General features: G+C 65.2%; 16 protein-coding genes. 5 read left to right on the forward strand and 11 right to left on the reverse strand.

All coding sequences use genetic code 11. The features are described 5' to 3' along the window. Positions 1-270 precede the first annotated feature (270 nt). The 8 genes from KVG96_RS22190 to glnE form a co-directional block, all read right to left on the reverse strand. Positions 271-1,722, reverse strand: coding sequence for a lipopolysaccharide kinase InaA family protein (locus KVG96_RS22190; protein ID WP_217893942.1), 1,452 nt, complete (start codon positions 1,720-1,722; stop codon positions 271-273). Continuing rightward, positions 1,722-2,474, reverse strand: a complete 753-nt coding sequence (locus tag KVG96_RS22195; RefSeq protein WP_217893943.1) for a lipopolysaccharide kinase InaA family protein — start codon at positions 2,472-2,474, stop codon at positions 1,722-1,724. Before KVG96_RS22195 ends, KVG96_RS22190 begins: the two co-directional genes overlap by 1 nt. Continuing rightward, on the reverse strand, positions 2,471-3,205 hold the full coding sequence (locus tag KVG96_RS22200; RefSeq protein WP_085585307.1) for a lipopolysaccharide kinase InaA family protein: 735 nt from the start codon (positions 3,203-3,205) through the stop codon (positions 2,471-2,473). The genes KVG96_RS22195 and KVG96_RS22200 overlap by 4 nt, the downstream gene beginning before the upstream one ends. Then, the gene (gene rfaP, locus KVG96_RS22205) at positions 3,205-4,011 is read right to left on the reverse strand and encodes a lipopolysaccharide core heptose(I) kinase RfaP (protein WP_217893944.1); all 807 of its coding nucleotides are present in this window, start codon (positions 4,009-4,011) and stop codon (positions 3,205-3,207) included. The genes KVG96_RS22200 and rfaP overlap by 1 nt, the downstream gene beginning before the upstream one ends. Then, positions 4,012-5,133: a glycosyltransferase family 4 protein gene (locus KVG96_RS22210; protein WP_217893945.1), complete on the reverse strand. Its 1,122-nt coding sequence runs from the start codon at positions 5,131-5,133 to the stop codon at positions 4,012-4,014. Further along, positions 5,133-6,194, reverse strand: a complete 1,062-nt coding sequence (gene waaC / locus KVG96_RS22215; protein ID WP_217893946.1) for a lipopolysaccharide heptosyltransferase I — start codon at positions 6,192-6,194, stop codon at positions 5,133-5,135. The genes KVG96_RS22210 and waaC overlap by 1 nt, the downstream gene beginning before the upstream one ends. A 1-nt stretch (position 6,195) precedes the next feature. Further along, positions 6,196-7,230: a lipopolysaccharide heptosyltransferase II gene (waaF, locus tag KVG96_RS22220; RefSeq protein WP_217893947.1), complete on the reverse strand. Its 1,035-nt coding sequence runs from the start codon at positions 7,228-7,230 to the stop codon at positions 6,196-6,198. Between the two features lie 181 nt (positions 7,231-7,411). Next, a complete protein-coding gene (gene glnE / locus KVG96_RS22225; protein ID WP_217893948.1) occupies positions 7,412-10,351 on the reverse strand; it encodes a bifunctional [glutamate--ammonia ligase]-adenylyl-L-tyrosine phosphorylase/[glutamate--ammonia-ligase] adenylyltransferase in 2,940 nt (979 codons plus the stop codon). Between the two features lie 383 nt (positions 10,352-10,734). Between glnE and aceE the strand changes: the two genes are divergently transcribed. From aceE to msrA, 5 genes are all read left to right on the forward strand, one after another. Next, the gene (gene aceE, locus KVG96_RS22230) at positions 10,735-13,380 is read left to right on the forward strand and encodes a pyruvate dehydrogenase (acetyl-transferring), homodimeric type (RefSeq protein WP_217893949.1); all 2,646 of its coding nucleotides are present in this window, start codon (positions 10,735-10,737) and stop codon (positions 13,378-13,380) included. Between the two features lie 11 nt (positions 13,381-13,391). Continuing rightward, complete coding sequence (gene aceF, locus KVG96_RS22235; RefSeq protein WP_217893950.1) at positions 13,392-15,353, forward strand: dihydrolipoyllysine-residue acetyltransferase; 1,962 nt, start codon at positions 13,392-13,394, stop codon at positions 15,351-15,353. Positions 15,354-15,631: 278 nt separating this feature from the next. Next, positions 15,632-17,029, forward strand: coding sequence for an alkaline phosphatase D family protein (locus KVG96_RS22240; RefSeq protein WP_217894265.1), 1,398 nt, complete (start codon positions 15,632-15,634; stop codon positions 17,027-17,029). A 236-nt stretch (positions 17,030-17,265) separates the two neighbouring features. Further along, positions 17,266-19,962: a putative bifunctional diguanylate cyclase/phosphodiesterase gene (locus KVG96_RS22245; RefSeq protein ID WP_217893951.1), complete on the forward strand. Its 2,697-nt coding sequence runs from the start codon at positions 17,266-17,268 to the stop codon at positions 19,960-19,962. Between the two features lie 119 nt (positions 19,963-20,081). Then, the gene (msrA, locus tag KVG96_RS22250; RefSeq protein ID WP_217893952.1) at positions 20,082-20,747 is read left to right on the forward strand and encodes a peptide-methionine (S)-S-oxide reductase MsrA; all 666 of its coding nucleotides are present in this window, start codon (positions 20,082-20,084) and stop codon (positions 20,745-20,747) included. Between the two features lie 75 nt (positions 20,748-20,822). On the opposite strand, the gene KVG96_RS22255 is transcribed toward msrA, so the two are convergent. The 3 genes from KVG96_RS22255 to KVG96_RS22265 all read right to left on the reverse strand — a co-directional run bounded on the left by KVG96_RS22255 (position 20,823) and on the right by KVG96_RS22265 (position 24,465). Further along, positions 20,823-21,659, reverse strand: a complete 837-nt coding sequence (locus KVG96_RS22255) for a 23S rRNA (adenine(2030)-N(6))-methyltransferase RlmJ (protein WP_217893953.1) — start codon at positions 21,657-21,659, stop codon at positions 20,823-20,825. A gap of 99 nt (positions 21,660-21,758) precedes the next feature. Further along, entirely contained in the window at positions 21,759-22,460 is a 702-nt protein-coding gene (locus KVG96_RS22260) for a DUF4123 domain-containing protein (protein WP_217893954.1), read from the reverse strand. Continuing rightward, complete coding sequence (locus KVG96_RS22265) at positions 22,450-24,465, reverse strand: type VI secretion system Vgr family protein (protein ID WP_217893955.1); 2,016 nt, start codon at positions 24,463-24,465, stop codon at positions 22,450-22,452. The genes KVG96_RS22260 and KVG96_RS22265 overlap by 11 nt, the downstream gene beginning before the upstream one ends. Positions 24,466-24,571: the final 106 nt, after the last annotated feature.

Raw genomic sequence — 24,571 nt, forward strand, 5'->3', positions numbered from 1 at the left:
CCTCTTTAGTCTGCATGCAGGCGCGGTGCGCCTTGAAAAGATGATGTGCCCTCGCACCGGGCGAGAGACAGCTAAAGGGCGGGATTATAGCGTAAACGTGGCGGGAATGACCCTGTGCGAATTGCCCCATGTCGTTCACCCCGCAGAACTTGCGGCGCCGCAAGAAAATTTTCGGAGCATGAGCTGGCCCCATCGCTGGCAAGCCAGCTCCCACATTTGAACGGCAACACTTACAGACCCTGTGGGAACCGGCTTGCCGGCGATGGCGATTCAGACAGCGCGGGAGATGTCTTTGGGCAAACGCTGATCAATCGCTTGATACAGCGCACTGCTCTCGGGCCAGTTGCGCATGAAGCGCGCGCGATCCCGGGCATAAGCCGGAGCGAAGCTGCCCGCCGAGCCGTGCTGGCACATCGAGTCCAGGTCGATCAGCGCCCAGCGGTCGCCCTGCCAGAACAGGTTGTGGCCCTTGAAGTCGCCATGGCTGATGCGTTCGGCGATCAGCTGCGCAAACAGCAGGTCCAGCGCCTTCAGCTCCCGTTCCGGGGCCTCGCCGCTTTCGACGTACGGCGCGAAGCGCTCGATGATGTCCGGCCCAGCCAGGTGCTCGGTGATCAGGTAGGCCTTGCGGCGCAGCCAGAGAAATCGCGTTTCCAGCACCGCCAGCGGCTTGGGCGTGGCGATGCCGAGGAATGCCAGGCGATTGCCTTCGCGCCACGAATGCCAGGCCCGGCTCGGCCGCCAGAACCGCTTGAGCCAATGGGCAAAGCCCTTGATGTTGTAGCGCTTGATCACCAGCGTGCGCCCGGCGACTTCGACCTTGCCGACGCTGGCCGCGCCGCCGGTCTTGTACAGGTGACCACGGTCGAGCAAGGCATCGGCCTGCTCCAGCACCGGCAGCATCGCCGGCTCTTCCTCGCGGCGGACCGCGCGCAGACCGAACGCGCCGCGCACCACGCTGAACAGCGTGCAGTCGCGGCCGACCTTGGTCAGGTAATCCTTCAGGCGCCAGGCGCGCACCTTGTCGATCTGCTTCTGCAAGGCCTCCAGCGGCAGCGCGTGCTCGCTGTTGCCCAGCAAGTAATACACCAGCAGTTCTTCGGTGAACGGCGCCAGCGACGGGGGCAACTGGGCAAAGAACACACCGAGGTTCTCCAGTACTTTCTGGCGCGACAGCGGCTGGCCGACGTTTTCGGCACGGATGCCGGCGCCGTCGATCAGGTACAGCTGCCCGCCATGGCGCAGCAGGTTGTCCAGGTGCAGGTCTTCCTGCCACAGGCCTTTGCCGTGCAACTGCGCGATGGCGCCGAGCGCCTCGGCCAGCACCGCCGACTGTTCGTCCGCCAGCACCGGCAGCGACTCGACCTGATGCCACGCATCGCCCAGGCTTTCGGCACCTTCGAGGAACTCGAACAGCAGCCAGCCGCCCTCGCCGTCCTTCAGGCCGTCGGCCAGCAGCAACGGCGTGGTCATGCCTTGGGCCGCGAGCATTTTCACGCCGTCCAGCTCACGCTGAAAATGCCGCGCCGCCTTGCCGCCCACCAGCAGCTTGGCCAGCACCGGCCGGCCGCGCCACACGCCGGCACCGACATAGCGCTGCCCCGGCAGCACCCGCAGCAGGCTGAGCAACTGCAGGTCCGCCGGCCCCGCCGCATCGGCCAGCGACACCGTCAACGGCAGTGGCGGGGTACGTCCGGCGTCCTTGAGTTCAGACAACTGCATCAGCGGGTCTCCTTGCGGCTGCGCCGTGCGGTCAGGCGCGTGACCCAGCTGTCGACCAGCGATGCGTCGGCCGGCTGGTCGAGATAGGCCGCCAGCAATTCGCGCAACTGCGCCTCGCTCCATTCCGGCGCGCGGCGCAGCAAGGGCTCCAGATCCTTGACCCGGTCACGCAGGCCGAACAGCAAGGGGCGGGTCTTCTCCAGGTCGATCAGTTGCGCCTGATACGCTGCGCCGTCGGCCTTGAGGAAAATGTGCTTGGGATAGAAGCAGCCGTGCACCTGGCGCATGCCGTGCAGGTGACGGGCCAGCTGGCCGCAGGCCTTGAGGATGGCCGACTGCTGCGCCGCGCCCAGGTCCGACCAGCGCTGCAGCAGCGAATCGAGGTCATCCCAGCCGTCGAGGGCGCGGGTCAGCAGGATCGCGCGGACTTCGCCATCGACCTTGCGCGCGCCGAAGAACGCCGCCTGCAACGCCGGGATGCCGAGCTGGCGGTATCGGCTGATGTTGCGGAATTCCCGGGCGAACGTCGGCTCGCCGAACGGCGCGTGCAGCGTGCGGGTCAGGTAGTTACTCTGACGCTTGAGGTAGTAGCCGCAGCCTTCGAGCTCCAGCCTGAACACGCTGCTCCAGCCGCCGCCGTCGGTGTTCGGCTCGTCCACCGCGTCGAGCTGCTTGGCCCACAGCGCCTCGAAGGTGCCCAAGCCGTGGCGCTCCAGCAGCGCACGGTCTTCAGCGGCCAGGAAATCGGTCATTCGCGTCCCTCGAAAAATCTCACCACGTGACGGATCCGTTTCTTGTCGGCGGCGTTGAGCCGGTCACGCTGACGGTATTGCAGGTAGAAGCGCAGGCGCTGGGTGTTCGACAGGTGATACTTGGCCACCTTGTCGAGGCAGGCCAGGTCCTTGGTGATCCGGTACTTGAGCCAGAAGCCGCGCCAGAAGTCGCCGTTGGGGCAGTCGATCAGGAACAGCTGCGCCTGGTCGTCGATCAGCAGGTTGCGCCACTTCAAGTCGTTGTGGGTGAAGCGGTGGTCGTGCATCGTGCGGGTGTACACCGCCAGCTGACGGCTGATGCCGTCGACCCAGGCGCGGTCCTTGAGCTTGGGGTCGTTGCGCTCGGCCAGCGCCGAAAGGTCTTCGGTGCGCGGCAGCTCGCGGGTGATCATCGCCCCGCGGGCGTAGGCCGCGCCGCGGCGCTCCAGGCCCCAGGCCACCACTTCGGCGGTGGGGATGCCCCACTTGGCGAAGCGCTTGAGGTTCTGCCACTCCATCTTCACCCGCGGCTTGCCGATGTAGCGGCGCAGGCCCTTGCCGGCGCCGGAGTAGCGCTTGACGTAATAGTTGACCCCGTCCCGCTGCACGCGGATGACCTCGGACAGCGGATCCCGGGTCAGGCGCTCGCCCTGAAGAGCGAACACCGCTTCGAGGGAACCGAAGTCTGCGCTGAGGTCGCGGTAAGTCGGCTCAAGGTTCCAACCCGCCATCAGAGCGCATCCCCGTAACGTTGCTTGCGTGCGTAGAGTTTGTTGGCCTTGCCCTCCAGCCAGCTCAGCAGCGGCGCCTCTTCGGCGAGGATCCGGCGCAGCGGCTGCTGGAAGTAGCCCTTGAGGAAACGCAGCTTGTCGCGGCGGGTCAGGCCGATGTCCAGCGCGGAGAAGTACAGCGCCGCCAGGTCCTTGTTGCGCCAGCGCAGGGTGATGGCCGGGCGGGTCTGGGCGCGGTGCAGGTCGATCACCGACAGCTTGAGGTCACCGGCGGTGACCGGTCGGTCGGTGTGCAGCAAGAAGTGGCAGATGTAGCAGTCGCGGTGGTTGACGCCGGCGCGGTGCATCATGCCGGTCATGCGCGCGACCTCGGCGATCAGCGCGCGCTTGAGCGCAGGCTGCGGCGGCTGCCGGACCCAGTCGATGCTGAAGTCTTCGAGACTGACGGTCGGCGCCAGCTCTTCGGTGACGATAAACGAATGCTGGTCCGCCGGGTTGCTGCCCTTCTCGCCGTAGGCGACGGCGGTCATGGTCGGCACGCCGGCCTGCTGCAGGCGCTGGATGGCTTGCCATTCCTGGCCCGCGCCGAGCACCGGCAGCTTGGCGGTCAGCAGGTTCTTGAAGATCTCGCCCCAGCCGATGCCCCGGTGGATCTTGACGAAATAACCGTTGCCGTCGACTTCCGTGCGCAATGTCCGGCGGGCTTCCAGCTCGCGGTAGACCTCGCCCTTGAGCCCTTCGACCTCCGCGAACGCATCGCGGCCGGCCCACAGGCTCTTGAACGGTTCAGACAGCATCAACTTCATTTAAGCGTGCTCCGCCAGAATCACATCGGCCGCGTGCTGCGGCATGCTGTACAGATCGGCCGTCCCGGCGAACGCCACGCCGTTGCGGCTCCAGGCCGCCCGCGCCGAGGCGTCGCCGAGCATGTCGGCCAGGTAGCGGGTCAGTTGCGCCTGGTCGAACGGCTCGTCCAGCACCCGCCCGGCGTCGGCCTCGGCGATGTAGTGGGCATAGCCGCAGACCGCGCTGACCAGCACCGGCAACCCGGCCACCAGGGCTTCAAGCAGCACCGTCCCGGTGTTCTCGTTGTACGCCGGGTGGATCAACAGGTCGGCGCCCAGCAGGAAACGCGGGATGTCGCTGCGCCCCTTGAGGAACGTCACGTTGTCGCCCAGGCCCAGGGTTGCGCTCTGCATCTGGAACAATTTGGGGTCGTCCTGGCCGATCACAAACAGCCGGGTGCGTTTTTTCAGTTCGGCAGGCAGCGCGGCCAGGGCCTTCAGGCTGCGGTCCACGCCCTTGGTCTTGAAGCCGGAGCCGATCTGCACCAGCAGCAGCTCGTCATCCTTGAGGTTGAATTCGGCGCGGAAACCGGCGCGGATCTCGTCCGCATCCGCCGGGCGCCGACGGTCCTGGGCGATGCCCGGCGGCAGCAGGTGGAAGCGCTCCACGGGCGTGCCGTAATGCTTGATGAACAGCGGCTGCTGCACTTCGGAAATCATCAGCACTTCGGTTTTCGCATCTTTGGCGAACACCGCCCGCTCGTACTCGGCGAAGTGGCGGTAGCGGCCCCAGCGGCGGTACAGCGAATGGCGCAGGTTCTGCGCCTTGTCTTCGAAGCAGCCGTCGGCGGCGTAGTAGACGTCCAGCCCCGGCATCTTGTTGAAGCCGATCAGACGGTCCACCGGGCGCTTGGCCAGGTCGGCCTCCATCCAGGCGCTGAGCTTTTCGTTGCGTCGATGGTTGAACAGCGCCTTGACCGGCGCCACCAGCACCTCGAAACCGGGCGGCACGTCGCCTTCCCAGATCAAGGTGTAGACGCGGATCGAGTGGCCGCGCTTCTGGCATTCGAGGGCGATGCGCATGAAATCGCGCTGCAGGCCGCCGAACGGGAAATACTTGTACAGGACAAATGCCAATTGCATCAGCGCAGCTCCTCAGCCATCAACAACGTGCTCAGTCGGCTGGCGACACGCTCGGGGTTCACACGCGTGAAGCACAGGGGCGACTCGCGTTTCAGGTCGAATTGACGGGCGTCTTCGGCCGTCGGTTGGTAGGTGCATTTCTTTTGCAGGCACGGCGCGCAGGGGAAATCGCTGCCCAGGTGGATCTGCACCTTGCCGTAGGCGCCGGTCAGGCCGGGGTTGGTCGGGCCGAACAGCGACAGGGTCGGCACATCCAGCGCGGCGGCCAGGTGGCCGAGGCCGGTGTCCACCGCCACGCAGGCCTGGGCGCCGGCCAGCACCTTGCCGACACCGGCCAGGTTGAGCTTGGGCAGCACCTCGGCGTGCCTGAAGCCGGCGGCGATGCGCTCGGCCCGGGCCTTCTCCACCGGGTTGCCCCACGGCAGCTTCACCCCGACGCCGAGGTAGCCGACCCGCTCGGTCAGCTCGCGCCAGTAGGCTTCCGGCCAGTGCTTGGTGTCCCAGGTGGTGCCGTGCAGGAACACCACGTAGGCGCTCTTGCGCGGCAGCTCGACCAGGCGCTCGACGTTGAGGCCGTAGTCGCCCAGGCCCTGGGGCAGGTCATAGCCCAGGGCGATGGCGAACAACTGGCGTACCCGCTCGACCGCGTGCTGACCACGGGCCACCGCCAGCTTGCGGTCGTAGAACCGCGCCGCGATCGGCTCCCGCGCCGAGCCCTTGTCCAGGCCCGCCACCGGGGCCTTCACGTAACGGGTCAGCCAGGCGCTCTTGAGCAGGCCCTGGGCGTCGATCACCAGATCGTACTTGGCCGCCCGCACGCTTTGCTTGAAGCGTTTCCACTCCCCGCTCTTGACGGTTTGCCAGAGGTTCTTGCGCCAGCGGCGGATCGCCACCGGAATCACTTTGCCCACGGCCGGATGCCAGCTCGGGATTTCGGCGAAGCCTTCCTCCACGACCCAGTCGAACTTGATGCCGGGGATCGCCCGGGCCGCGTCGGTCAGCGCCGGCAACGCATGGATCACGTCGCCCAGCGATGAAGTCTTGATCAGCAGTACCCGCAACTTAATGAACCTCGACCACATTGCCCTGCAAACGCAGCAAGGCGTCGTTCACCGCATCCGGCATCAGTTGGCGCAGGCAGTTGTAATGGCCGAACCGGCAGGTGCGGTCGAAGCACGGGCTGCAGTCGAGGCCCAGCCGCACGATTTCCACCTGATCGGCCAACGGCGGGGTGAAGCCCGGCGACGTCGAGCCGTAGACCGCCACCAACGGACGGTTCAGGGCGGCGGCCACGTGCATCAGGCCCGAATCGTTGGACACCACCGCGTCGGCGCAGGACATCAGGTCGATGGCCTCGGCCAGCGACGTGCCGCCGCTGAGGTTGACCGACTCCTCGCGCAGGCCCGGAATCAGCCGTGCGCGGATGTCTTCGCCGACCGCGTGATCGTTCTTGGAGCCGAACAGCCAGACCTGCCAGCCCTCGCGGATCCGAGCCTCGGCGACCTTGGCGTAGTGCTCGGACGGCCAGCGCTTGGCTTCGCCGAACTCGGCGCCGGGGCACAGCACCAGCACCGGACGGTCGAGGGTCAGGCCGAACTTGGCCAGCGCCGCTTCGCGGGTCACCGGGTCGATCTGCAGGCTCGGGCGCGGATAGGGCTTGGGCAGTTCGGCGTTCGCGTCATGGGCCAGCGCCATGAAGCGCTCGATCATCAGCGGATAGCGTTCCTTGTCCAAGGTGCGCACGTCGTTGAGCAGGCCGTAGCGGAACTCGCCGCGCCAGCCGGTGCGTTTCGGGATGCCGGCGAAGAACGGCACCAGCGCCGACTTCAGCGAATTCGGCAGCAGGATCGCCTGGTCGTACCGGCCGGCCAGGGACTTGCCGATCCGCCGACGGGTCGCCAGCTCCAGCACGCCATGGCCGAGCGGGAAGCTCAAGGCCTGGCGCACCTCTGGCATGCGCTCGAGGATCGGCCGGCTCCACTCGGGGGCCAGCACGTCGATCTCGCACTGAGGGTGACGCTGCTTCAGACACTGGAAGAGTGTCTGGGCCATCACCATGTCACCGACCCAACTGGGCCCAACGATCAGAATATTCATGTGGTTTCCAAAAACGAACCGGGGAGGCATCACGCCTCCCCGCCTCGAGAGTTCTACAAACACTGTAGAGCCACTGTGGGAGCCGGCCTGCCGGCGATGGGGCCGTCGCATCCGGCATCGGTGCGGGCCTGCCATCCGCTTTCGCGCCCACAGGGGTAATCAATGTGGCGACAGGGCGGTGTCAGCTCAACCCCAGCCCGCGCCAGATCCGCATCACCTGCCGCCGTTCGTCCGCGAACTGGTCGCCCGGTATCACCCCGGCCTCCTTCTGCAAGGCCTGCCGGTGGGCGGCGGAGCGGTAGGCCTTGTAGGCCTCGCGCAGCAGCGCGGCGTCTTCGACGGGCATCAGCCCTTCGTGCTCCAGCTCTTCCAGGATGCGGATGTTGTCCGTCCAGCGCAGCAGCGGCGGGTGCTTCTGCGACCACGCCAGGGCCGCGTATTGCACCATAAATTCAATATCGACGATACCTCCGGCGTCCTGCTTGAGGTCGAACGGCGCCGTGGCCTCGAAGGCATTCGCCCCGGTGCCGGCGGCGGTGGCCTTGCTGCCGAGGTTGTCGCGCATCTTGGCGCGCATCTCGCTGACTTCCTGGCGCAGCGTCGCCGGATCCCGCGCCTTGCCCAGCACCTGGGCGCGCACGCCCTCGAAGGCCTGGCCGACATCCTGGCTGCCCACCAGCACCCGCGCACGCACCAGGGCCTGATGCTCCCAGGTCCAGGCTTCGTTTTCCTGATAGCGGGCAAACGCCCCCAGCGAACTCACCAACAGGCCAGACGCCCCGGACGGCCGCAGGCGCATGTCCACCTCATAGAGCTGGCCGGAGTTGGTCTGCGCGGTCAGCAGATGGATGATCCGCTGACCCAGCCGGGTGAAGAACTGCGCGCCGTCGATCGGCTTCGGCCCGTCGGTCTCCGCCTGCGGGTCGCCGTCATGGATGAACACCAGGTCCAGATCCGAACCATGCCCCAACTCGATGCCGCCGACTTTCCCGTAACCGACAATGATGAAGCCGGGATCGCACAACGTGCCGTCGGTGCGCAGCGGCGTGCCGTACTTGGCCACCGTCTGGCGCCAGGCCAGGGCGAGCACCTGCTCCAGAATCGCCTCGGCCAGCCAGGTCAGGTAATCGCTGACCTTCATCAACGGCAGGCTGCCGGCGATTTCGGACGCCGCGACACGCAGGCGGTGCGCCAGCTTGAAGTGGCGCAGCGCTTCCATCTGCTGTTCGAGGTCGTCTTCCGGGATCCGGGTCAGGCGCTCGCGCAGTTCGGCCGCCAGTTCCGGGGCCAGCGGCGGCTTGAACAGCCGGCCTTCGTTGAGCAGCTCGTCGAGCAGCAGCGGGAACCGGGTGATCTGCTCGGCGATCCACGGGCTGGCGGCGCACAGGGTCAGCAGGCGGCGCAAGGCGCCGGGGTTTTCCGTCAGCAGCACCAGGTACGCCGAACGCCGGGCCACCGCCTCGACCAGCGGCAGCACCCGTTCCAGCACCAGGTCCGGGTTGTCGTGCTCCACCGCCTGGGCCAGCAGACGCGGAATGAAGGCATCGAGGCGCTCACGGCCCAGGCGCTGCATCGCCCGCAACTGGGCGCTGCCGCGCAGGTTCGCCAGCGCCTTCAGCGCCTTGGTCGCGTCCGCGAACCCGGCCTCTTCCAGCTGACGGCAGGCGGCCTCTTCATCCTGGGCCTCCTCCCACAGCGGCAGCCATTCGCCGCCGACCACCACTTCACTCTGCGTGCCCTCTTCCTCGTCCGGATCGGCGATCACCTGGGCGAAATGCCACGCCACCCGGTCGCGCCAAAACATGAGCCTTTCGTGAAAGGCGTCCCAATCGGCGAAGCCGAGCATGAAGGCGATGCGCGCCTGATCCTGGGCGCCGTCCGGCAGCATCTGGGTCTGGCGGTCGGCGATCGCCTGGATGGCGTGCTCGGTGTAACGCAGGAACAGATAGCCTTCGCGCAACTCGCTGACCACCGCCGGCGGCAGGTAGCCCTGCCCCTCCAGCGTGGCCAGCACCTTTAATAGAGGGCGCTGCTGCAGGCTGAGGTCGCGGCCGCCGTGGATCAGCTGGAACGCCTGGGCGATGAACTCGACTTCGCGGATGCCGCCGGAGCCCAGCTTGATGTTGTCGGCCATGCCCTTGCGCCGCACTTCCTGCTGGATCAGTTGCTTCATGGTGCGCAGGGCTTCGATGGCGGAAAAGTCCAGGTAGCGCCGGTACACGAACGGACGCAGCATCTCCAGCAGCTGCGCGCCGGCCGCCTGGTCGCCGGCCACCACCCGCGCCTTGATCATCGCGTAGCGTTCCCAGTCGCGGCCCTGGTCCTGGTAGTACTGCTCCAGCGCATTGAAGCTCAGCACCAGCGCCCCGGACGAGCCGTACGGGCGCAGGCGCATGTCGACGCGGAACACGAAGCCGTCGACGGTCATCGGGTCGAGCGCCTTGATCAGCCGCTGACCGAGGCGGATGAAGAATTCCTGGTTGTCCAGCGGCCGTTTCACGCCGACGGTTTCGCCCCCTTCGGGGTAGGCGAAGATCAGGTCGATGTCGGACGACAGGTTCAGCTCGACCGCGCCGAGCTTGCCCATGCCGAGGATCACCATCGGCTGCGGCAGGCCGCTGCGCCGGCCGGTGGGCGTGCCGAACTGGGTGCAGTGGCGCTCGTACAGCCATCGGTAGGCCTGGTCGATGCAGGCGTCGGCCATGTCCGAGAGGTCGCGGCAGGTCTGCGCCAGGTCGGCCTGGCGGGTCAGGTCGCGCCAGATGATCCGCACCTGGTGCCGGGCGCGCTGGCGGCGCAGGACGCGCCCCAGCTCATCGTCGGTCTGCGCGGCGCTCACGGCGTCGGCGATCTGCCCGCACAGCTCGCCGGGGGCGAACGGCCGGTCCAGTTCGCCGCCGCGCACCAGCGACAGCAACATCAAAGGGTCACGCAGGCTCTGTTCAATGACGAAGTCGCTGGCCGCCGTGACGCGGGCGAATTGTGACCAGCGCTCGGGCGTCCAAGTCGAAAGGCCATGGTCGTCGTCAAGGAGGCCGACGGCGGCACGGAACGACTGCCCGGATCGGCTGACCAACGGCAGGAGAATGGCGGGCAGTTCGGCAAGCGCAGGCAGGGTCATGGTCTATCCTTGATCGGCGTGTGAACGGCCGTTTGTAGTGACGAGTGAAAAACCGCTACGCGAAGGACTGTCGAACAAAAGTGAGAAATAGCTGAAATTTCTTTCTCTTTGGCAGCCAGCATCAAACTTTCACCTTCTTCAGATGGAAAACGACCAAGCTTAACGATTATTCTCACAACGCAGTCCGAGGCCACAAGCCTTTCATCTGTAGTTTTACTACTCGTCTATACATCCGGGAGGCTGAAATGCCGGATCATTTGTAGTAAAACTACACGCCGCCGGAACAACCTGTCGGCAATCCAAGAATTTTAAATCGTCTGCCCACAAGGCCAGTCGCAACTCAGGCAACCGATTCTGGAAGCCTTTCCGCCCTGGAGCAAGCCATGCAAGACCTCGATCCCGTCGAAACCCAGGAATGGCTGGACGCCCTGGAATCGGTTCTCGACAAAGAAGGCGAAGACCGTGCTCACTATCTGATGACCCGTATGGGCGAACTGGCGACCCGCAGCGGCTCGCAGCTCCCTTACGCCATCACCACGCCTTACCGCAACACGATCCCCGTCACCCACGAAGCACGCATGCCAGGCGACCTGTTCATGGAACGCCGCATTCGCTCGCTGGTGCGCTGGAACGCGATGGCCATGGTAATGCGCACGAACCTGAAAGATTCTGACCTGGGTGGTCACATCTCCAGCTTCGCCTCCAGTGCGACCCTGTACGACATCGGCTTCAACTACTTCTTCCAGGCCCCGACCGACGAACACGGCGGCGACCTGATCTACTTCCAGGGCCACACCTCTCCGGGCGTCTACGCCCGTGCGTTCATGGAAGGCCGCATCACCGAAGACCAGATGAACAACTTCCGTCAGGAAGTCGACGGCAACGGCCTGTCGTCCTACCCGCACCCATGGCTGATGCCTGACTTCTGGCAGTTCCCGACCGTGTCCATGGGTCTGGGCCCGATCCAGGCGATCTACCAGGCGCGCTTCATGAAGTACCTGGAGCACCGCGGCTTCATCCAGCCGGGCAAGCAGAAGGTCTGGTGCTTCCTGGGCGACGGCGAGTGCGACGAGCCGGAATCCCTGGGCGCGATCTCCCTGGCCGGCCGCGAGAAGCTGGACAACCTGATCTTCGTCATCAACTGCAACCTGCAGCGCCTCGACGGCCCCGTCCGCGGCAACGGCAAGATCATCCAGGAACTCGAAGGCGTGTTCCGCGGCGCCCAGTGGAACGTGACCAAAGTCATCTGGGGCCGTTTCTGGGATCCGCTGCTGGCCAAGGACGTCGACGGCATCCTGCAACGCCGCATGGACGAAGTCATCGACGGCGAATACCAGAACTACAAGGCCAAGGACGGTGCGTTCGTCCGCGAGCACTTCTTCAACACGCCTGAACTCAAGGCCATGGTCGCCGACCTGTCCGACGACGAGATCTGGAAACTCAACCGTGGCGGCCACGACCCGTACAAGGTCTACGCGGCGTACCACGAAGCGGTCAACCACAAAGACCAGCCGACCGTTGTCCTGGCCAAGACCATCAAGGGTTATGGCACCGGCGCCGGCGAAGCGAAGAACACCGCGCACAACACCAAGAAGGTCGACGTCGACAGCCTGAAGCTGTTCCGTGACCGCTTCGACATCCCGGTCAAGGACGAAGACCTGGAAAACCTGCCGTTCTTCAAACCGGAAGAAGGCAGCGCCGAAGCCCGTTACCTGGCCGAGCGCCGCGCCGCGCTGGGCGGTTTCGTGCCGCAGCGCCGCGCGCAGAGCTTCAGCGTGCCGACCCCGGACCTGGACACCCTCAAGGCCATCCTCGATGGTTCGGGCGACCGTGAGATTTCCACCACCATGGCCTTCGTGCGGATCCTCGCGCAACTGGTCAAGGACAAGGAAATCGGCCCGCGCATCGTGCCGATCATCCCGGACGAAGCCCGTACCTTCGGCATGGAAGGCATGTTCCGTCAGCTGGGCATCTACTCGTCCGTCGGTCAGCTCTACGAGCCGGTCGATAAGGACCAGGTGATGTTCTACAAGGAAGACCAGAAAGGTCAGATCCTTGAAGAAGGCATCAACGAAGCGGGCGCCATGAGCTCCTTCATCGCGGCCGGTACTTCGTACTCCAGCCACAACCAGCCGATGCTGCCGTTCTACATCTTCTACTCGATGTTCGGCTTCCAGCGTATCGGCGACCTGGCCTGGGCCGCCGGCGACAGCCGCACCCGCGGGTTCCTGATCGGCGGCACCGCCGGCCGTACCACCCTCAACGGTGAGGGCCTGCAGCACGAAGACGGTCACAGCCACATGCTGGCCGCCACCATCCCGAACTGCCGCACCTACGATCCGACCTACGGCTACGAGCTGGCGGTGATCATTCAGGACGGCATGAAGAAGATGACCGAAGAGCAACAGGACGTCTTCTACTACATCACCGTGATGAACGAGTCCTACCAGCAGCCAGCCATGCCGGCCGGTGCCGAAGAAGGCATCAAGAAAGGCATGTACCTGCTCGAGGAAGACACCCGCGAAGCGGCGCACCACGTCCAACTGATGGGCTCCGGCACCATCCTGCGCGAAGTGCGCGAAGCGGCGAAGATCCTGCGTGAAGAGTTCAACATCGGCGCCGACGTGTGGAGCGTCACCAGCTTCAACGAACTGCGTCGCGACGGCCTGGCCGTAGAGCGCAGCAACCGTCTGCACCCGGGCCAGAAGCCGAAGAAGAGCTACGTCGAAGAGTGCCTGAACGGCCGCAAAGGCCCGGTCATCGCCTCCACCGACTACATGAAGCTGTTCGCCGAGCAGATCCGTCAGTGGGTACCGTCCAAGGAGTTCAAAGTCCTGGGCACCGACGGCTACGGCCGCAGCGACAGCCGCAAGAAACTGCGTCATTTCTTCGAAGTCGACCGTCATTTCGTGGTGTTGGCAGCCCTGGAAGCCCTGGCTGACCGCGGCGATATCGAACCTAAGGTGGTGGCCGAGGCCATCGTCAAGTTCGGCATCGACCCGGAAAAACGCAACCCACTGGACTGCTGAGGAGAAACTCTGTGAGCGAACTCATTCGCGTACCTGACATCGGCAGCGGTGAAGGTGAAGTAATCGAACTGTTTGTGAAGGTCGGCGACCGCATCGAAGCCGACCAGAGCATCCTGACCCTGGAATCGGACAAGGCCAGCATGGAAGTGCCGGCCCCGAAGGCCGGCGTCATCAAAAGCCTGAAAGTGAAGCTGGGCGACCGCCTGAAGGAAGGCGACGAGCTGCTGGAGCTGGAAGTCGAGGGCGCCGCCGCTGCGGCCCCTGCGCCTGCCGCCGCCCCTGCCGCTCCGGCCGCCGCGCCCGCCGCTGCCCCGGTTGCCGCCCCTGCGGCAGCGGCTGCCCCTGTTGCCGCTTCGGTGCAGCAAGTGCACGTGCCGGACATCGGCTCGTCGGGCAAGGCCCAGATCATCGAGATCCAGGTCAAGGTCGGCGACACCGTCGAGGCTGATCAGTCGCTGATCACCCTGGAGTCCGACAAGGCGAGCATGGAGATCCCGTCGCCCGCCGCTGGCGTGGTCAAGGCCATCAGCGTCAAGCTCAACGACGAAGTCGGCACCGGCGACCTGATCCTGGACCTGGAAGTGGCAGGCGCCGCACCCCCTGCCGCCGCTGCGGCCCAGGCACCTGCCCCGGCGCCTGCCGCTGCCGCGCCCGCACCGGCTGCCGCCCCTGCGGCGCCGGTGGCCGACAGCGTCCAGGACATCCACGTTCCGGACATCGGTTCGGCCGGCAAGGCCAAGATCATCGAAGTGCTGGTCAAGGCCGGCGACAGCGTCGAAGCCGACCAGTCGCTGATCACCCTGGAATCCGACAAGGCGAGCATGGAGATCCCGTCGCCTGCCGCCGGCGTGGTGGAAAGCATCTCCATCAAGCTGGACGACGAAGTCGGCACCGGCGACCTGATCCTGAAGCTGAAGGTCAAGGGCGCTGCGCCGGCCGCCGCGCAGGCTCCGGCAGCTGCTCCGGCTCCGGCCGCCGCTGCCCCGGTTGCCGCCGCACCGGCCGCTGCCGCGCCTGTGGCTGCACCTGCCGCTGCACCGGCCAAGCCGGGCGCCAAGGTTCACGCCGGCCCGGCCGTGCGTCAGCTGGCCCGCGAGTTCGGCGTCGAGCTGAGCGCCGTGAGCCCGAGCGGTCCGCACGGTCGCATCCTGAAGGAAGACGTGCAGGTCTACGTCAAGGCCATGATGCAAAAGGCCAAGGAAGCACCGGCCGCCGCTGCCGGCGCGACCGGCGGCGCCGGCATCCCTCCGGTTCCGGCCGTGGACTTCAGCCGCTTCGGCGAGATCGAAGAAGTGCCGATGACCCGCCTGATGCAGGTCGGCGCCGCCAACCTGCACCGCAGCTGGCTGAACGTGCCGCACGTGACGCAATTCGACTCGGCGGACATCACCGAGCTGGAAGCCTTCCGCGTCGCCCAGAAAGCCGTTGCGGAAAAGGCCGGCGTCAAGCTGACCATCCTGCCGCTGCTGCTCAAGACCTGCGCGCACCTGCTCAAGGAACTGCCGGACTTCAACAGTTCGCTGGCCCCGAGCGGCAAGGCGATCATCCGCAAGAAGTACGTGAACATCGGCTTCGCCGTCGACACCCCGGATGGCCTGCTCGTGCCGGTCATCAAGAACGTCGACCAGAAGAGCCTGCTGCAACTGGCTGCCGAAGCCGCTTCCCTGGCTGAAAAGGCCCGGACCAAGAAGCTGTCGTCGGACGAGATGCAAGGCGCCTGCTTCACCATCTCCAGCCTCGGCCACATTGGCGGCACCGGCTTCACGCCGATCGTCAACGCGCCGGAAGTGGCGATCCTCGGTGTCTCCAAGGCGACCATCCAGCCGGTCTGGGACGGCAAAGCCTTCCAGCCGAAACTGATGCTGCCGCTGTCGCTGTCCTACGATCACCGTGTGATCAACGGCGCCGCCGCCGCACGCTTCACCCAGCGCCTGGGCAGCCTGCTGGCGGACATCCGCACCATCCTGCTGTAAAACGCTCGGCCCTCCCGCCACGGAGGGCCGAACGCCGCACGATTTCGGGCGCCACACGCCCGTACCTCAACCCCGCCTCTGGCGGGGCTTTTTTTGCCCTGAATACCCTCTTTCACAGCGCCTATTCCCACAAGCCACGCTGACTTCTGCCACAGCCCTGGTCGACTTCCCGTCGATATTTTTGTGAGCCCCGCAACTAACCTTGGCGCGCAAAAGTTCATTCAAGAACTTCATTGCCTGTTTCTTTTTATTCCACCTGCATTCGAATGGATTCGAACATGTTCAAACCGACCGTCGGGCCGATCCTCGGCCACGTGACAACTAACCACGCCCGGATATTCATTCGTGGCGAACACAATGGAAACACGCCGGCCTTTGCCGGCGTCCGCTATCGCATGTCCGGCGAAGAACGTTGGTCTAGCGCAACTTTCGTCAAGCTCGATGCCTTCAGTGACATGTCAGCCGTCGTGACGCTCAACAACTTGAGCGAAGACACCGAACACGAATACCAGGCGGGCTGGTTCAGCCCGATGAGTCCGGCGCACACCGTGGAGAGCGTCGCTGAGTTGCCGCTGCAATGGCCTCGGACGACCTATCGCCTGCGTACGCGCTCCGGCAAGCGGGCGCAGCCCAGGGCCTACGTCGTGGGCTCGTGCCGCTACTTGCGGATGACCGCCGGCATCGCCTCGATGCCCGCACTGGGTGACCGGATCTTTGCGTCGATCCATCGGCTGACCCTGGATGCGCACCCGCCGGTGAGCGCCATGCTGATGACCGGGGACCAAGTCTATGTCGATGACCTGAACCGGATTGCGCCGGATCGGGAACACCAGGAAATTCTGGAAAAGTATCGAGCGGCATTCTCTCAGCCAAACATACGGCAATTGATGTCAGGCACTTCCACTTACATGATTCTTGATGACCATGAAATTGAAGACAATTGGCCGGCCAACGCCGGAAAGAATGATCATGAGTTATTTCGCAATGCCATGGCCGCCTATGAAAGTTATCAAGTCAGCCACAGCCCGGCCCATGCGCTGACAGATGATTTGAAGATCAATCGCGCAAAACTCGAACACTATTGGTATCAGTTCAGCGACGGCGACATCGAATGGTTCGTGACCGACAGCCGCACGCGGCGCAACCTGTCCGCCGACGACCGGCGCATCCTGGATGAGGAACAGGAACAGGCCCTGCTGAAGTGGCTGATCCACAGTCCGGCGCGGGTGAAGTTTGTGGTCACCAGCGTGATGTTCTACCCGGACCGCAAACTCTACGGCGACGATGCCTGGAGGGGCTTTCCCGAGCAGCGCCTGCGCCTGCTTGAGACTATCCGCCGGCACAGGATCCGCAACGTCGTATTCGTCAGCGGCGACGTGCACGGTTCGCTGACCGCCCGCCTGAGCCACAGCGAAGACCCGGACTTCGAGGTGCACACCGTGGTGTCCTCGCCGCTGCACAACAGCAAGCTGCTGCCCTACGCCAAGGCCTCCACCTTCATCCTCGACAAACCGCTGGCCCGCACCGCGACCGGCGATTACCGGCATGAACTGACCGGTCAGGTGATCAGCCAGGACAATTTCGCCCATCTGGTGGTGGAGGCCGAGCGCCTGCAGGTTCACTATCACGACCGCGACGGCAAGCGTCTGCAATCGGTCAGCCTCCCGCTGCGCTGAATCGACAGCACTGCCGTTCCATGGGCCAAAGGCTCTGGAACGGCACTCTTGCGCCACCCCCGGATTGTTTTTCGCGGTTCGCTGGAGAAATGCGCCGGTCAGCCGACACATTCTTATAGCACTTGGCCTTCATCTCTCTTGTCAGTCGGTGCCGCAATGATGCAACCTTGCCGCAGGCAACAGTAAAGAGGGCGAGAGCCCGGCGCGTTCAGCATATTCCCAAGCGAGTTCCCTTCATGAAGAGCCAACCCGATGCCGCCAGCCGTATGGTGGCCGAGGTAGTGACGCAGTTGCCTGTGCCCTCACGGCTCGGCATGCTGCGTTTCGAGCGCCTGAATGAAGCCAGTTGGGCGATGCTGTTCCTCGACCCCAACTGCGAACGCCAGTTCGGCCAGCCGGCCGTCGAGCTCTGCGCCCTGGTCGGCTCGCCCTACGCCAGCCTGATGGAGCCGGAAGCGCGCTATCAGTTGCACGACACGATCCAGCAGCAACTGAGCGCAAGCCCCCATTACCTGGTGCGCTACACCCTGCACACCGCCGCCGGCGTACTGAGCGTGCTGGAACTGGGCGAGGCCTACAAACAGCACAACCGCCACCTGCTGCGCGGTTACCTGCTGGTGGTCGACGATGTGTTCGACGACGTGCCGGCGCTGCCCTCCGTCGACCTGGAAACCCAGAACTCACGCCTGCAGATCGCCCTGGAGCTCAACCAGCGCGCCCAGCAAGAACAACTGCAGCACCTGGAGCGGGTGCGCGCCCAGCAGGACCTGATCCTGCTGCTGGCCCGCCAGCGCTACAGCAGCCACAACTCGCTGCAGGAAGCGGCCGAACTGATCACCCGCTGCGCCTGCGACATCTATGAGATCGACTGCGCCAGCCTGTGGAACCTCGAAGGCCAGCACCTGGTGCCGATCTCGGCCTACCACCGCGCCAGCCAGGAATACCTGCTGCCGGACGTGATCGACGTCAGCGGCTTCCCCGACTACATGGAAGCGCTGCACAGCAGCCGCGCCATCGACGCCCACAACGCGATGAACGACCCGCGCACCCGCGACATGGCCGAAGCCCTGCGCCCGCGCGACGTCAATGCGATGCTCGACGCCAGCATCCGGGTCGACGGCCAGGTGGTCGGCGTGCTCTGCCTGGAGCAGACCGGCGTGACCCGTGCCTGGCAATCCGACGAGATCGCCTTCGCCGGCGAACTGGCCGATCAGTTCGCCCAGGTCATCAACAACCACAACCGACGCACCGCCACCAGCGCCTTGCACCTGTTCCAGCGTGCGGTCGAGCAGAGCGCCAACGCCTTCTTGCTGGTCAACTGCGAAGGCGTGGTCGAGTACGTCAACCCCAGCTTCACCGCCATCACCCAGTACACCACCGAGGAAGTCCACGGCCAGCGCCTGTCGGAGCTGCCGGCCCTGGAGAACCTCAGCGAGCTGCTGTTCGACGCGCCCTCGGCGCTGGCCAAGAGCAACAGCTGGCAGGGCGAGTTCAAGAGCCGGCGCAAGAACCTCGAACCGTACTGGGGTCAACTGTCGATCTCCAAGGTCTACGGCGACAACCGCGAGCTGACCCACTACATCGGCATCTACGAAGACATCACCCAGACCAAGCTGGCGCAGCAGCGCATCGAACGCCTGGCCTACACCGACAACCTGACCAACCTGGGCAACCGCCCCGCGTTCATCCGCAACCTGGACGAGCGCTTCGCCCGAGACAGCGATACCCCGATCAGCCTGCTGCTGGTGGACATCGACAACTTCAAGCGGATCAACGACAGCCTCGGCCACCAGACCGGCGACAAGCTGCTGATCAGCCTGGCCCGGCGCCTGCGCAACAGCCTGAGCCCGAGCGGCAGCCTGGCGCGGTTCGCCAGCAACGAATTCGCGGTGCTGCTGGACAACACCGACCTCGAGGCCGGCCAACAGATCGCCAGCCAGCTGCTGATGACCCTCGACAAACCGATGTTCGTCGACAACCAGCTGATCAGCGTCACCGGCTCCGTGGGCCTGGCCAGCGCGCCGCTGCACGGCCGCGACCCGCAGACCCTGATGCGCAACGCGGGTTTGGCGCTGCACAAGGCCAAAGCCAACGGCAAGCATCAGGTGCAGGTGTTCACCGAGGCGCTGAACGCCGAGGCCAGCTACAAACTGTTCGTCGAGAACAACCTGCGCCGGGCCCTGACCCAAAACGAACTGGACGTGTTCTACCAGCCCAAGCTGTGCCTGCGCAGCGGCCGGCTGCTGGGCATGGAAGCGCTGCTGCGCTGGAACCACCCGGAACGCGGCATGATCCGCCCGGACCAGTTCATCAGCGTCGCCGAGGAAACCGGGCTGATCATCCCGATCGGCAAATGGATCGCCCGCCAGGCCTGCCGCATGAGCAAGGCCCTGACCGCCGCCGGCCTGGGCAACCTGCAGGTGGCGATCAACCTGTCGCCCAAGCAGTTCTCCGACCCAGACCTGGTGGCGTCCATCGCCAACATCCTCAAGGAAGAAGCGCTGCCGGCCAACCTGCTGGAGCTGGAACTGACCGAAGGCCTGCTGCTGGAGGCCACCGAAGACACTCACCTGCAGCTCGACCAGCTCAAGCGCCTGGGCCTGACCCTGGCCATGGACGACTTCGGCACCGGCTACTCGTCGCTCAGCTACCTGAAGAAATTCCCGATCGACATCATCAAGATCGACCGCAGCTTCATCCATGAGATCCCGGACAACCAGGACGACATGGAAATCACCTCCGCGGTGATCGCCATGGCCCACAACCTGAAGCTGAAGGTGGTGGCCGAAGGCATCGAGACCGCCGAGCAACTGGCGTTCCTGCGCCGCCACCGCTGCGATGTCGGCCAGGGCTACCTGTTCGACCGGCCGATCCCCGGCGCCGAACTGATCGGCACGCTCAAGCGCTACCCGCGCGGCCCGCTGTCCCTGTAATCCCTTCCCCGGCCCGGATGGGCCAATCCCACATCGTTTGGCTAGTGATTAACTCGGCATCATTGGGCACACTGGCGGTCTGCTGATTGAACATCCCATCCTGACTGAGAGGAACGATCATGGTTCTGCGCTCGGAAATTCTGGTGAACAAAAACGTGCTACCGACTAAAGAACAAGCCCTGCCCGGCCGCGAAACCCCGATGGCCCTGCCTGAAAACCACTTCGTCTTCAAAGACACCCCGCTGCTCGGCCCGTTCTTCGACGACGTCGAGTTCGCCATTTTCGGCCTGGGTTGCTTCTGGGGCGCCGAGCGCCGCTTCTGGCAGCGCGAGGGCGTGGTCAGCACCGTGGTCGGCTACGCCGGCGGCTTCACGCCCAACCCGACCTACGAAGAAGTCTGCTCGGGCCTGACCGGCCACGCGGAAGTGGTGCTGGTGGTGTTCGACAAGGCGAAAGTCAGCTACCAGGACCTGCTGAACATGTTCTGGGAACTGCACAACCCGACCCAGGGCATGCGCCAGGGCAACGACATCGGCACCCAGTACCGTTCGGTGGTCTACGCCACCACCCCGGAGCAGCTGGACGCGGCGAACAAGAGCAAGGCCGTGTACCAGGCCGAGCTGAACAAGGCCGGCCTGGGCGAGATCAGCACCGAGATCGAGCAGGCCCCGACCGTGTACTTCGCCGAGGCCTATCACCAGCAGTACCTGGCCAAGAACCCGGAAGGCTACTGCGGAATCGGCGGCACCGGCGTATGCATGCCGCCGAGCCTGGCCGGTAACTAGGGGCGTAAGCGGCAAGCCACAAGCCACAAGCCACAAGCTTGCCGCTTGCCGCTTGCCGCTTGCCGCTTGCAGCTACTACTCAGCTATTAGCCAATCCATCTGCCAACCGCCCTGGGTCTGTCCAAGTTTCTTGGACAGCCACGGCAGCAGCTCGCGCAATTCCTCTTCCAGCCCCCACGGCGGATTGGCGATGGCCAGTCCCGAGCCGTTCAGGCTGTTGGGCGTGTCCAGCGGATGCACCAGCAGTTCGACCCGCAGCAGTTTCGGTGCGCCGGTGCCGGCCAGGTCCTGGTAGAAACGGCGCAGCGCGCGCTGGTCCTTCACCGGGTACCAGATCGCCGCCACGGTCTGACGCATCCGCGAGATCGCCTCTTTGAGGGAAGCGGCGCAGCGCTGCATCTCGTCGAGCTTCTCGAATGGCGGATCGATCAGCATCACCGCCCGTTTCTCGGCCACCGGCAGCAGCGCCCGCGCCACGTGCCAGCCTTCGCCCAGGTGCACCGCCACGCGGCGGTCGCCCTTCATGTTGTCCTTGAGCAGCACGCCGTCTTGCGGGTGCTTCTCGTTGAGCAACACCCGATCCTGCGGCCGGGTCAGGCGCCGCGCCAGTTCCGGCGAGCCGGGGTAGTAGCGCAGCTGGCCGTCCGGGTTCATCTCGTGCAGCACCTGCATGTAGTCGGCGGTCAGCACCGGCAGGTCAGGCTGGCCCCACAACCGTGCGATGCCTTCCAGGTACTCGCCGGTGCGGTTGGCCTGATCGCCCTGCAAGTCATACAGGCCGATGCCGGCGTGGCTGTCGAGATAGGCAAACGGCTGCTCCTTGCGCGACATCAGGGCGATGAGGCGGGTCAAGGTCAGGTGTTTGAACACATCGGCGTGGTTGCCGGCATGGAAGGCGTGACGATAATTCATGGTGGCTCCTGCGAGGGCCGCAAAGTTTACCTTTTACCGGGCGGCAAGTCAGGGGGCCGCAGCCGAACGGGCCGCGAAGCGGCCCCTCGCCCGTCAACCTCACTGCATTTCCTCCAGCAGGTAATCCAGCAGTGCCGCTTCCGACGCCTCTTGCGACAGCGAAACCTGATAAAACCTCTCGATCTTGCGACGCAGGACATCGGCCGGAAATGCCTGGGCCAGCGCCGGATGCGCCTCGTTCAGCCACTGCAAGGCATTGCGCATCCGGACATCGCCGCCGAACCGCGCCAGCAGCCCTTGGGGCACCCGCCACCAAGGGAATGCCCGGTCCGAGGCTTGCGCCCGACCACCGGGCGCCACCGCCCGGCCATTGATCAGGGCACGCCCGAAGACCGCCAGCAGTTCCCCCGCATCGACCTCGGGCGACGTCAGGATCGGCAGCAGGAAGCGCCCGTCCCAAAACCGGAAGAACGCCGGGCGTCCGTCCGGCATCAGCACTTGCGTCAGGCTGCGAAGATGCGCGGCCACTTCTTCAAGGCCTGCCGAAGACACCCCCAGCCACCCCCAATCGTCAGATTCAGTGCTCGCCGCCCATTCCAGGAACTCACTGTCAGCGGCAACGATTCCCACGTACGGCATTACCGCTTCCCACTCGGAAAATGCCGTTTTCGCCCAGACCGGCGTCGGCGCCTGCGAGGGCCAAGCCTTGAGCGGTTCTCCCGCGCTGGCACCGCTCAACACCGCAAACAACTGTTCCGAAGGCTTCAGTGGCTCAGCCGCCAGCCATTGATCAGGTCGCACAGATACCCTCCTTGCACCGTTCGCACTCTTCGCAGAACGGCGCGTCGCTTTTCAGGCTCATGATTTGCGCGGCGGTCAGGATTGCCGCCGGCGCTGCCGCCAACTCCGCAGCCTGCCCCGCCACCGCCGGGGCCGCCGCCATCGCCGCCACCGGCCCGCCGCCCACCTGGATCGGCACGCTGCTGAAGATCCCGCCGGGGCCGATGTTGATCCACTGCCCGCCCGCCTGGATCGTCGCGCTGGCGCCACCGTCGATCACCACCTGCTGGCCGGCGCTGACGTGGAACTGCGCACTGGCGCTGAATGCCTGACTGCCCACGCGGACATGCCGGTCGCCGGCCACCGTGAGGTGGTCGTCCTGCTTCACTTCGGCCTGACGCCGGCCGTGGGTGATGCGCTGTTCGTCGGCCTTCAATTCGTGCTTCGCCAGGCCGGTGACGACGACGCTGCGCTGGTTGTCCACCTGCACCTGTTGGTCGTGCAGCACATGCTGCGTCCAGTTGCGCTGGGCGCGCAGGTAGATTTCCTCGGCGCCCTTGCGATCCTCGATGCGCAGTTCGTTGTAGCCCCCGCCGCCGGGGCTGCTCTGGCTACGGAACACGCTGCGGGTCTTGTCCGCCGGCAACTCCAGCGGCACCGGGGTGGCGGCGTTCGGCAGGCAACCCATGACCAGCGGCTTGTCCGCGTCAGCATCGACGAACCCCACCAACACTTCCATGCCGACCCGCGGGATCAGCATGCTGCCGTAGCGGTCGTGGGCCCAACCGGTGGCGACCCGCAGCCAGCAACTGGAATGCTCGTTGAGTTCGCCGTCCCGATCCCAGGCCAGTTGCACCTTGACCCGGCCGTATTCGTCGCAATGGATCTCGCTGTCCTTCGGCCCGGTGACGACCGCCGGCTGGTAACCGGACATCCGCGGTTTTTCCGGAACCGCTGACGGGCGAAAGAAGACGTCCCACGGCGTGGCGATAAAGGTGTTGCGGTAACCCTGGAACGCCTCCCCGTCGCTGGTGACCGACTCCTCCAGCACCTGCGGCTGCCGGCCCCGGTGCTCGACGGCGGTCAGAAGCCACAGGTCGTTCCAGTCCTGACGTGGATGCTCTATCAGTTGCAGGAAATGTCCGCTGAGCAGCGCGGATTCGTCGCTGTGTCCCTCCGCCAGGCAGTGGTCGGCCAGGTGCCGCTCCAGGGTTCGCCGGGCCAGTCGCTTGCCGGTCTCGCGCTCGGTGAATGGGCCGGGAAAGTGATAGTCCTCCAGCACCGGCCGCTGCTCGCTGTCGACCCGGGCCTCCAGGGACAGCTGCGGCTTTTCGAAGTCGTAGTCGCGGCGGGTGACCACGCTGGTGCGGGTCTCGACCCGTACGCTCAGGCGCGTGACCGCCGGCGCCGCGGCGGCCATGCCGCTGCCCGGCAGGTAGGGCGTCGCCCCGGCCAGGCGGGGAAACACGGTCTGGTCATCGCCGAACACCAGCAGATGCCCTTCCGGGCTGTGCTGAAAGTGGAAGTGAATGCCGACTTCGCCGCACAGCCGCTGAATGAACGTCAGGTCGCTTTCGGCGTACTGCACGCAGTATTCCCGGGGCGGGTAGTCGCTGCCCAGACGGAATTCGAAGGCATCGCGCAAAATCCCGTGATCCTTGAGCACCTGCGCCACGATCTGCGGCACGCTCTGCCGCTGGAAGATCCGTTGGTTGATCCGGTGCCCGAGGTACGCCAGGCGCGGAACGAGGCTGACGTGATAGCGGGTCAGACGCTTGCCCGAATCCCCCTGGCCGACGCGATGGATCTGACCGTGAATGCCGGATCCTTGCACACCGAAACTCAGAAACGCCTGACGGTGCAGCAGGCTTTCAAGGTCCAGGTCCGGTCGCTCGCTGACCAGCTCTAGGTCGAAGCGAAAGGGTTGGCTGATGGCTTCCTTGCCCGTGAACTCAAGCACTTTGAGGTCATAGTGGGCGCCTTCGAGGGTCAACGTGAAACGCGGTTGATGGGCAGGCGCGAACATCCGATGTGTCTCTGCAGAATGAAGGCGGGCGATTCTGCATGAGGGGCCAAGGCTGGAGAGCCAATGACAGGAAAATCAGATTTGCCCTACGTACATCGCCGAAGCC

Origin of the sequence: Pseudomonas ekonensis, assembly GCF_019145435.1 — a bacterium.
GTDB lineage: Bacteria > Pseudomonadota > Gammaproteobacteria > Pseudomonadales > Pseudomonadaceae > Aquipseudomonas > Aquipseudomonas ekonensis.

What these genes read in the sequence shown, in the direction of transcription:
- KVG96_RS22190 (WP_217893942.1), bottom strand. Translation starts at nt 1,722, where the DNA reads ATGCAGTTGTCTGAACTCAAGGACGCCGGACGTACCCCGCCACTGCCG.
- KVG96_RS22195 (WP_217893943.1), bottom strand. Translation starts at nt 2,474, where the DNA reads ATGACCGATTTCCTGGCCGCTGAAGACCGTGCGCTGCTGGAGCGCCAC.
- KVG96_RS22200 (WP_085585307.1), bottom strand. Translation starts at nt 3,205, where the DNA reads ATGGCGGGTTGGAACCTTGAGCCGACTTACCGCGACCTCAGCGCAGAC.
- rfaP (WP_217893944.1), bottom strand. Translation starts at nt 4,011, where the DNA reads ATGAAGTTGATGCTGTCTGAACCGTTCAAGAGCCTGTGGGCCGGCCGC.
- KVG96_RS22210 (WP_217893945.1), bottom strand. Translation starts at nt 5,133, where the DNA reads ATGCAATTGGCATTTGTCCTGTACAAGTATTTCCCGTTCGGCGGCCTG.
- waaF (WP_217893947.1), bottom strand. Translation starts at nt 7,230, where the DNA reads ATGAATATTCTGATCGTTGGGCCCAGTTGGGTCGGTGACATGGTGATG.
- glnE (WP_217893948.1), bottom strand. Translation starts at nt 10,351, where the DNA reads ATGACCCTGCCTGCGCTTGCCGAACTGCCCGCCATTCTCCTGCCGTTG.
- aceE (WP_217893949.1), top strand. Translation starts at nt 10,735, where the DNA reads ATGCAAGACCTCGATCCCGTCGAAACCCAGGAATGGCTGGACGCCCTG.
- KVG96_RS22240 (WP_217894265.1), top strand. Translation starts at nt 15,632, where the DNA reads ATGTTCAAACCGACCGTCGGGCCGATCCTCGGCCACGTGACAACTAAC.
- KVG96_RS22245 (WP_217893951.1), top strand. Translation starts at nt 17,266, where the DNA reads ATGAAGAGCCAACCCGATGCCGCCAGCCGTATGGTGGCCGAGGTAGTG.
- msrA (WP_217893952.1), top strand. Translation starts at nt 20,082, where the DNA reads ATGGTTCTGCGCTCGGAAATTCTGGTGAACAAAAACGTGCTACCGACT.
- KVG96_RS22255 (WP_217893953.1), bottom strand. Translation starts at nt 21,659, where the DNA reads ATGAATTATCGTCACGCCTTCCATGCCGGCAACCACGCCGATGTGTTC.
- KVG96_RS22265 (WP_217893955.1), bottom strand. Translation starts at nt 24,465, where the DNA reads ATGTTCGCGCCTGCCCATCAACCGCGTTTCACGTTGACCCTCGAAGGC.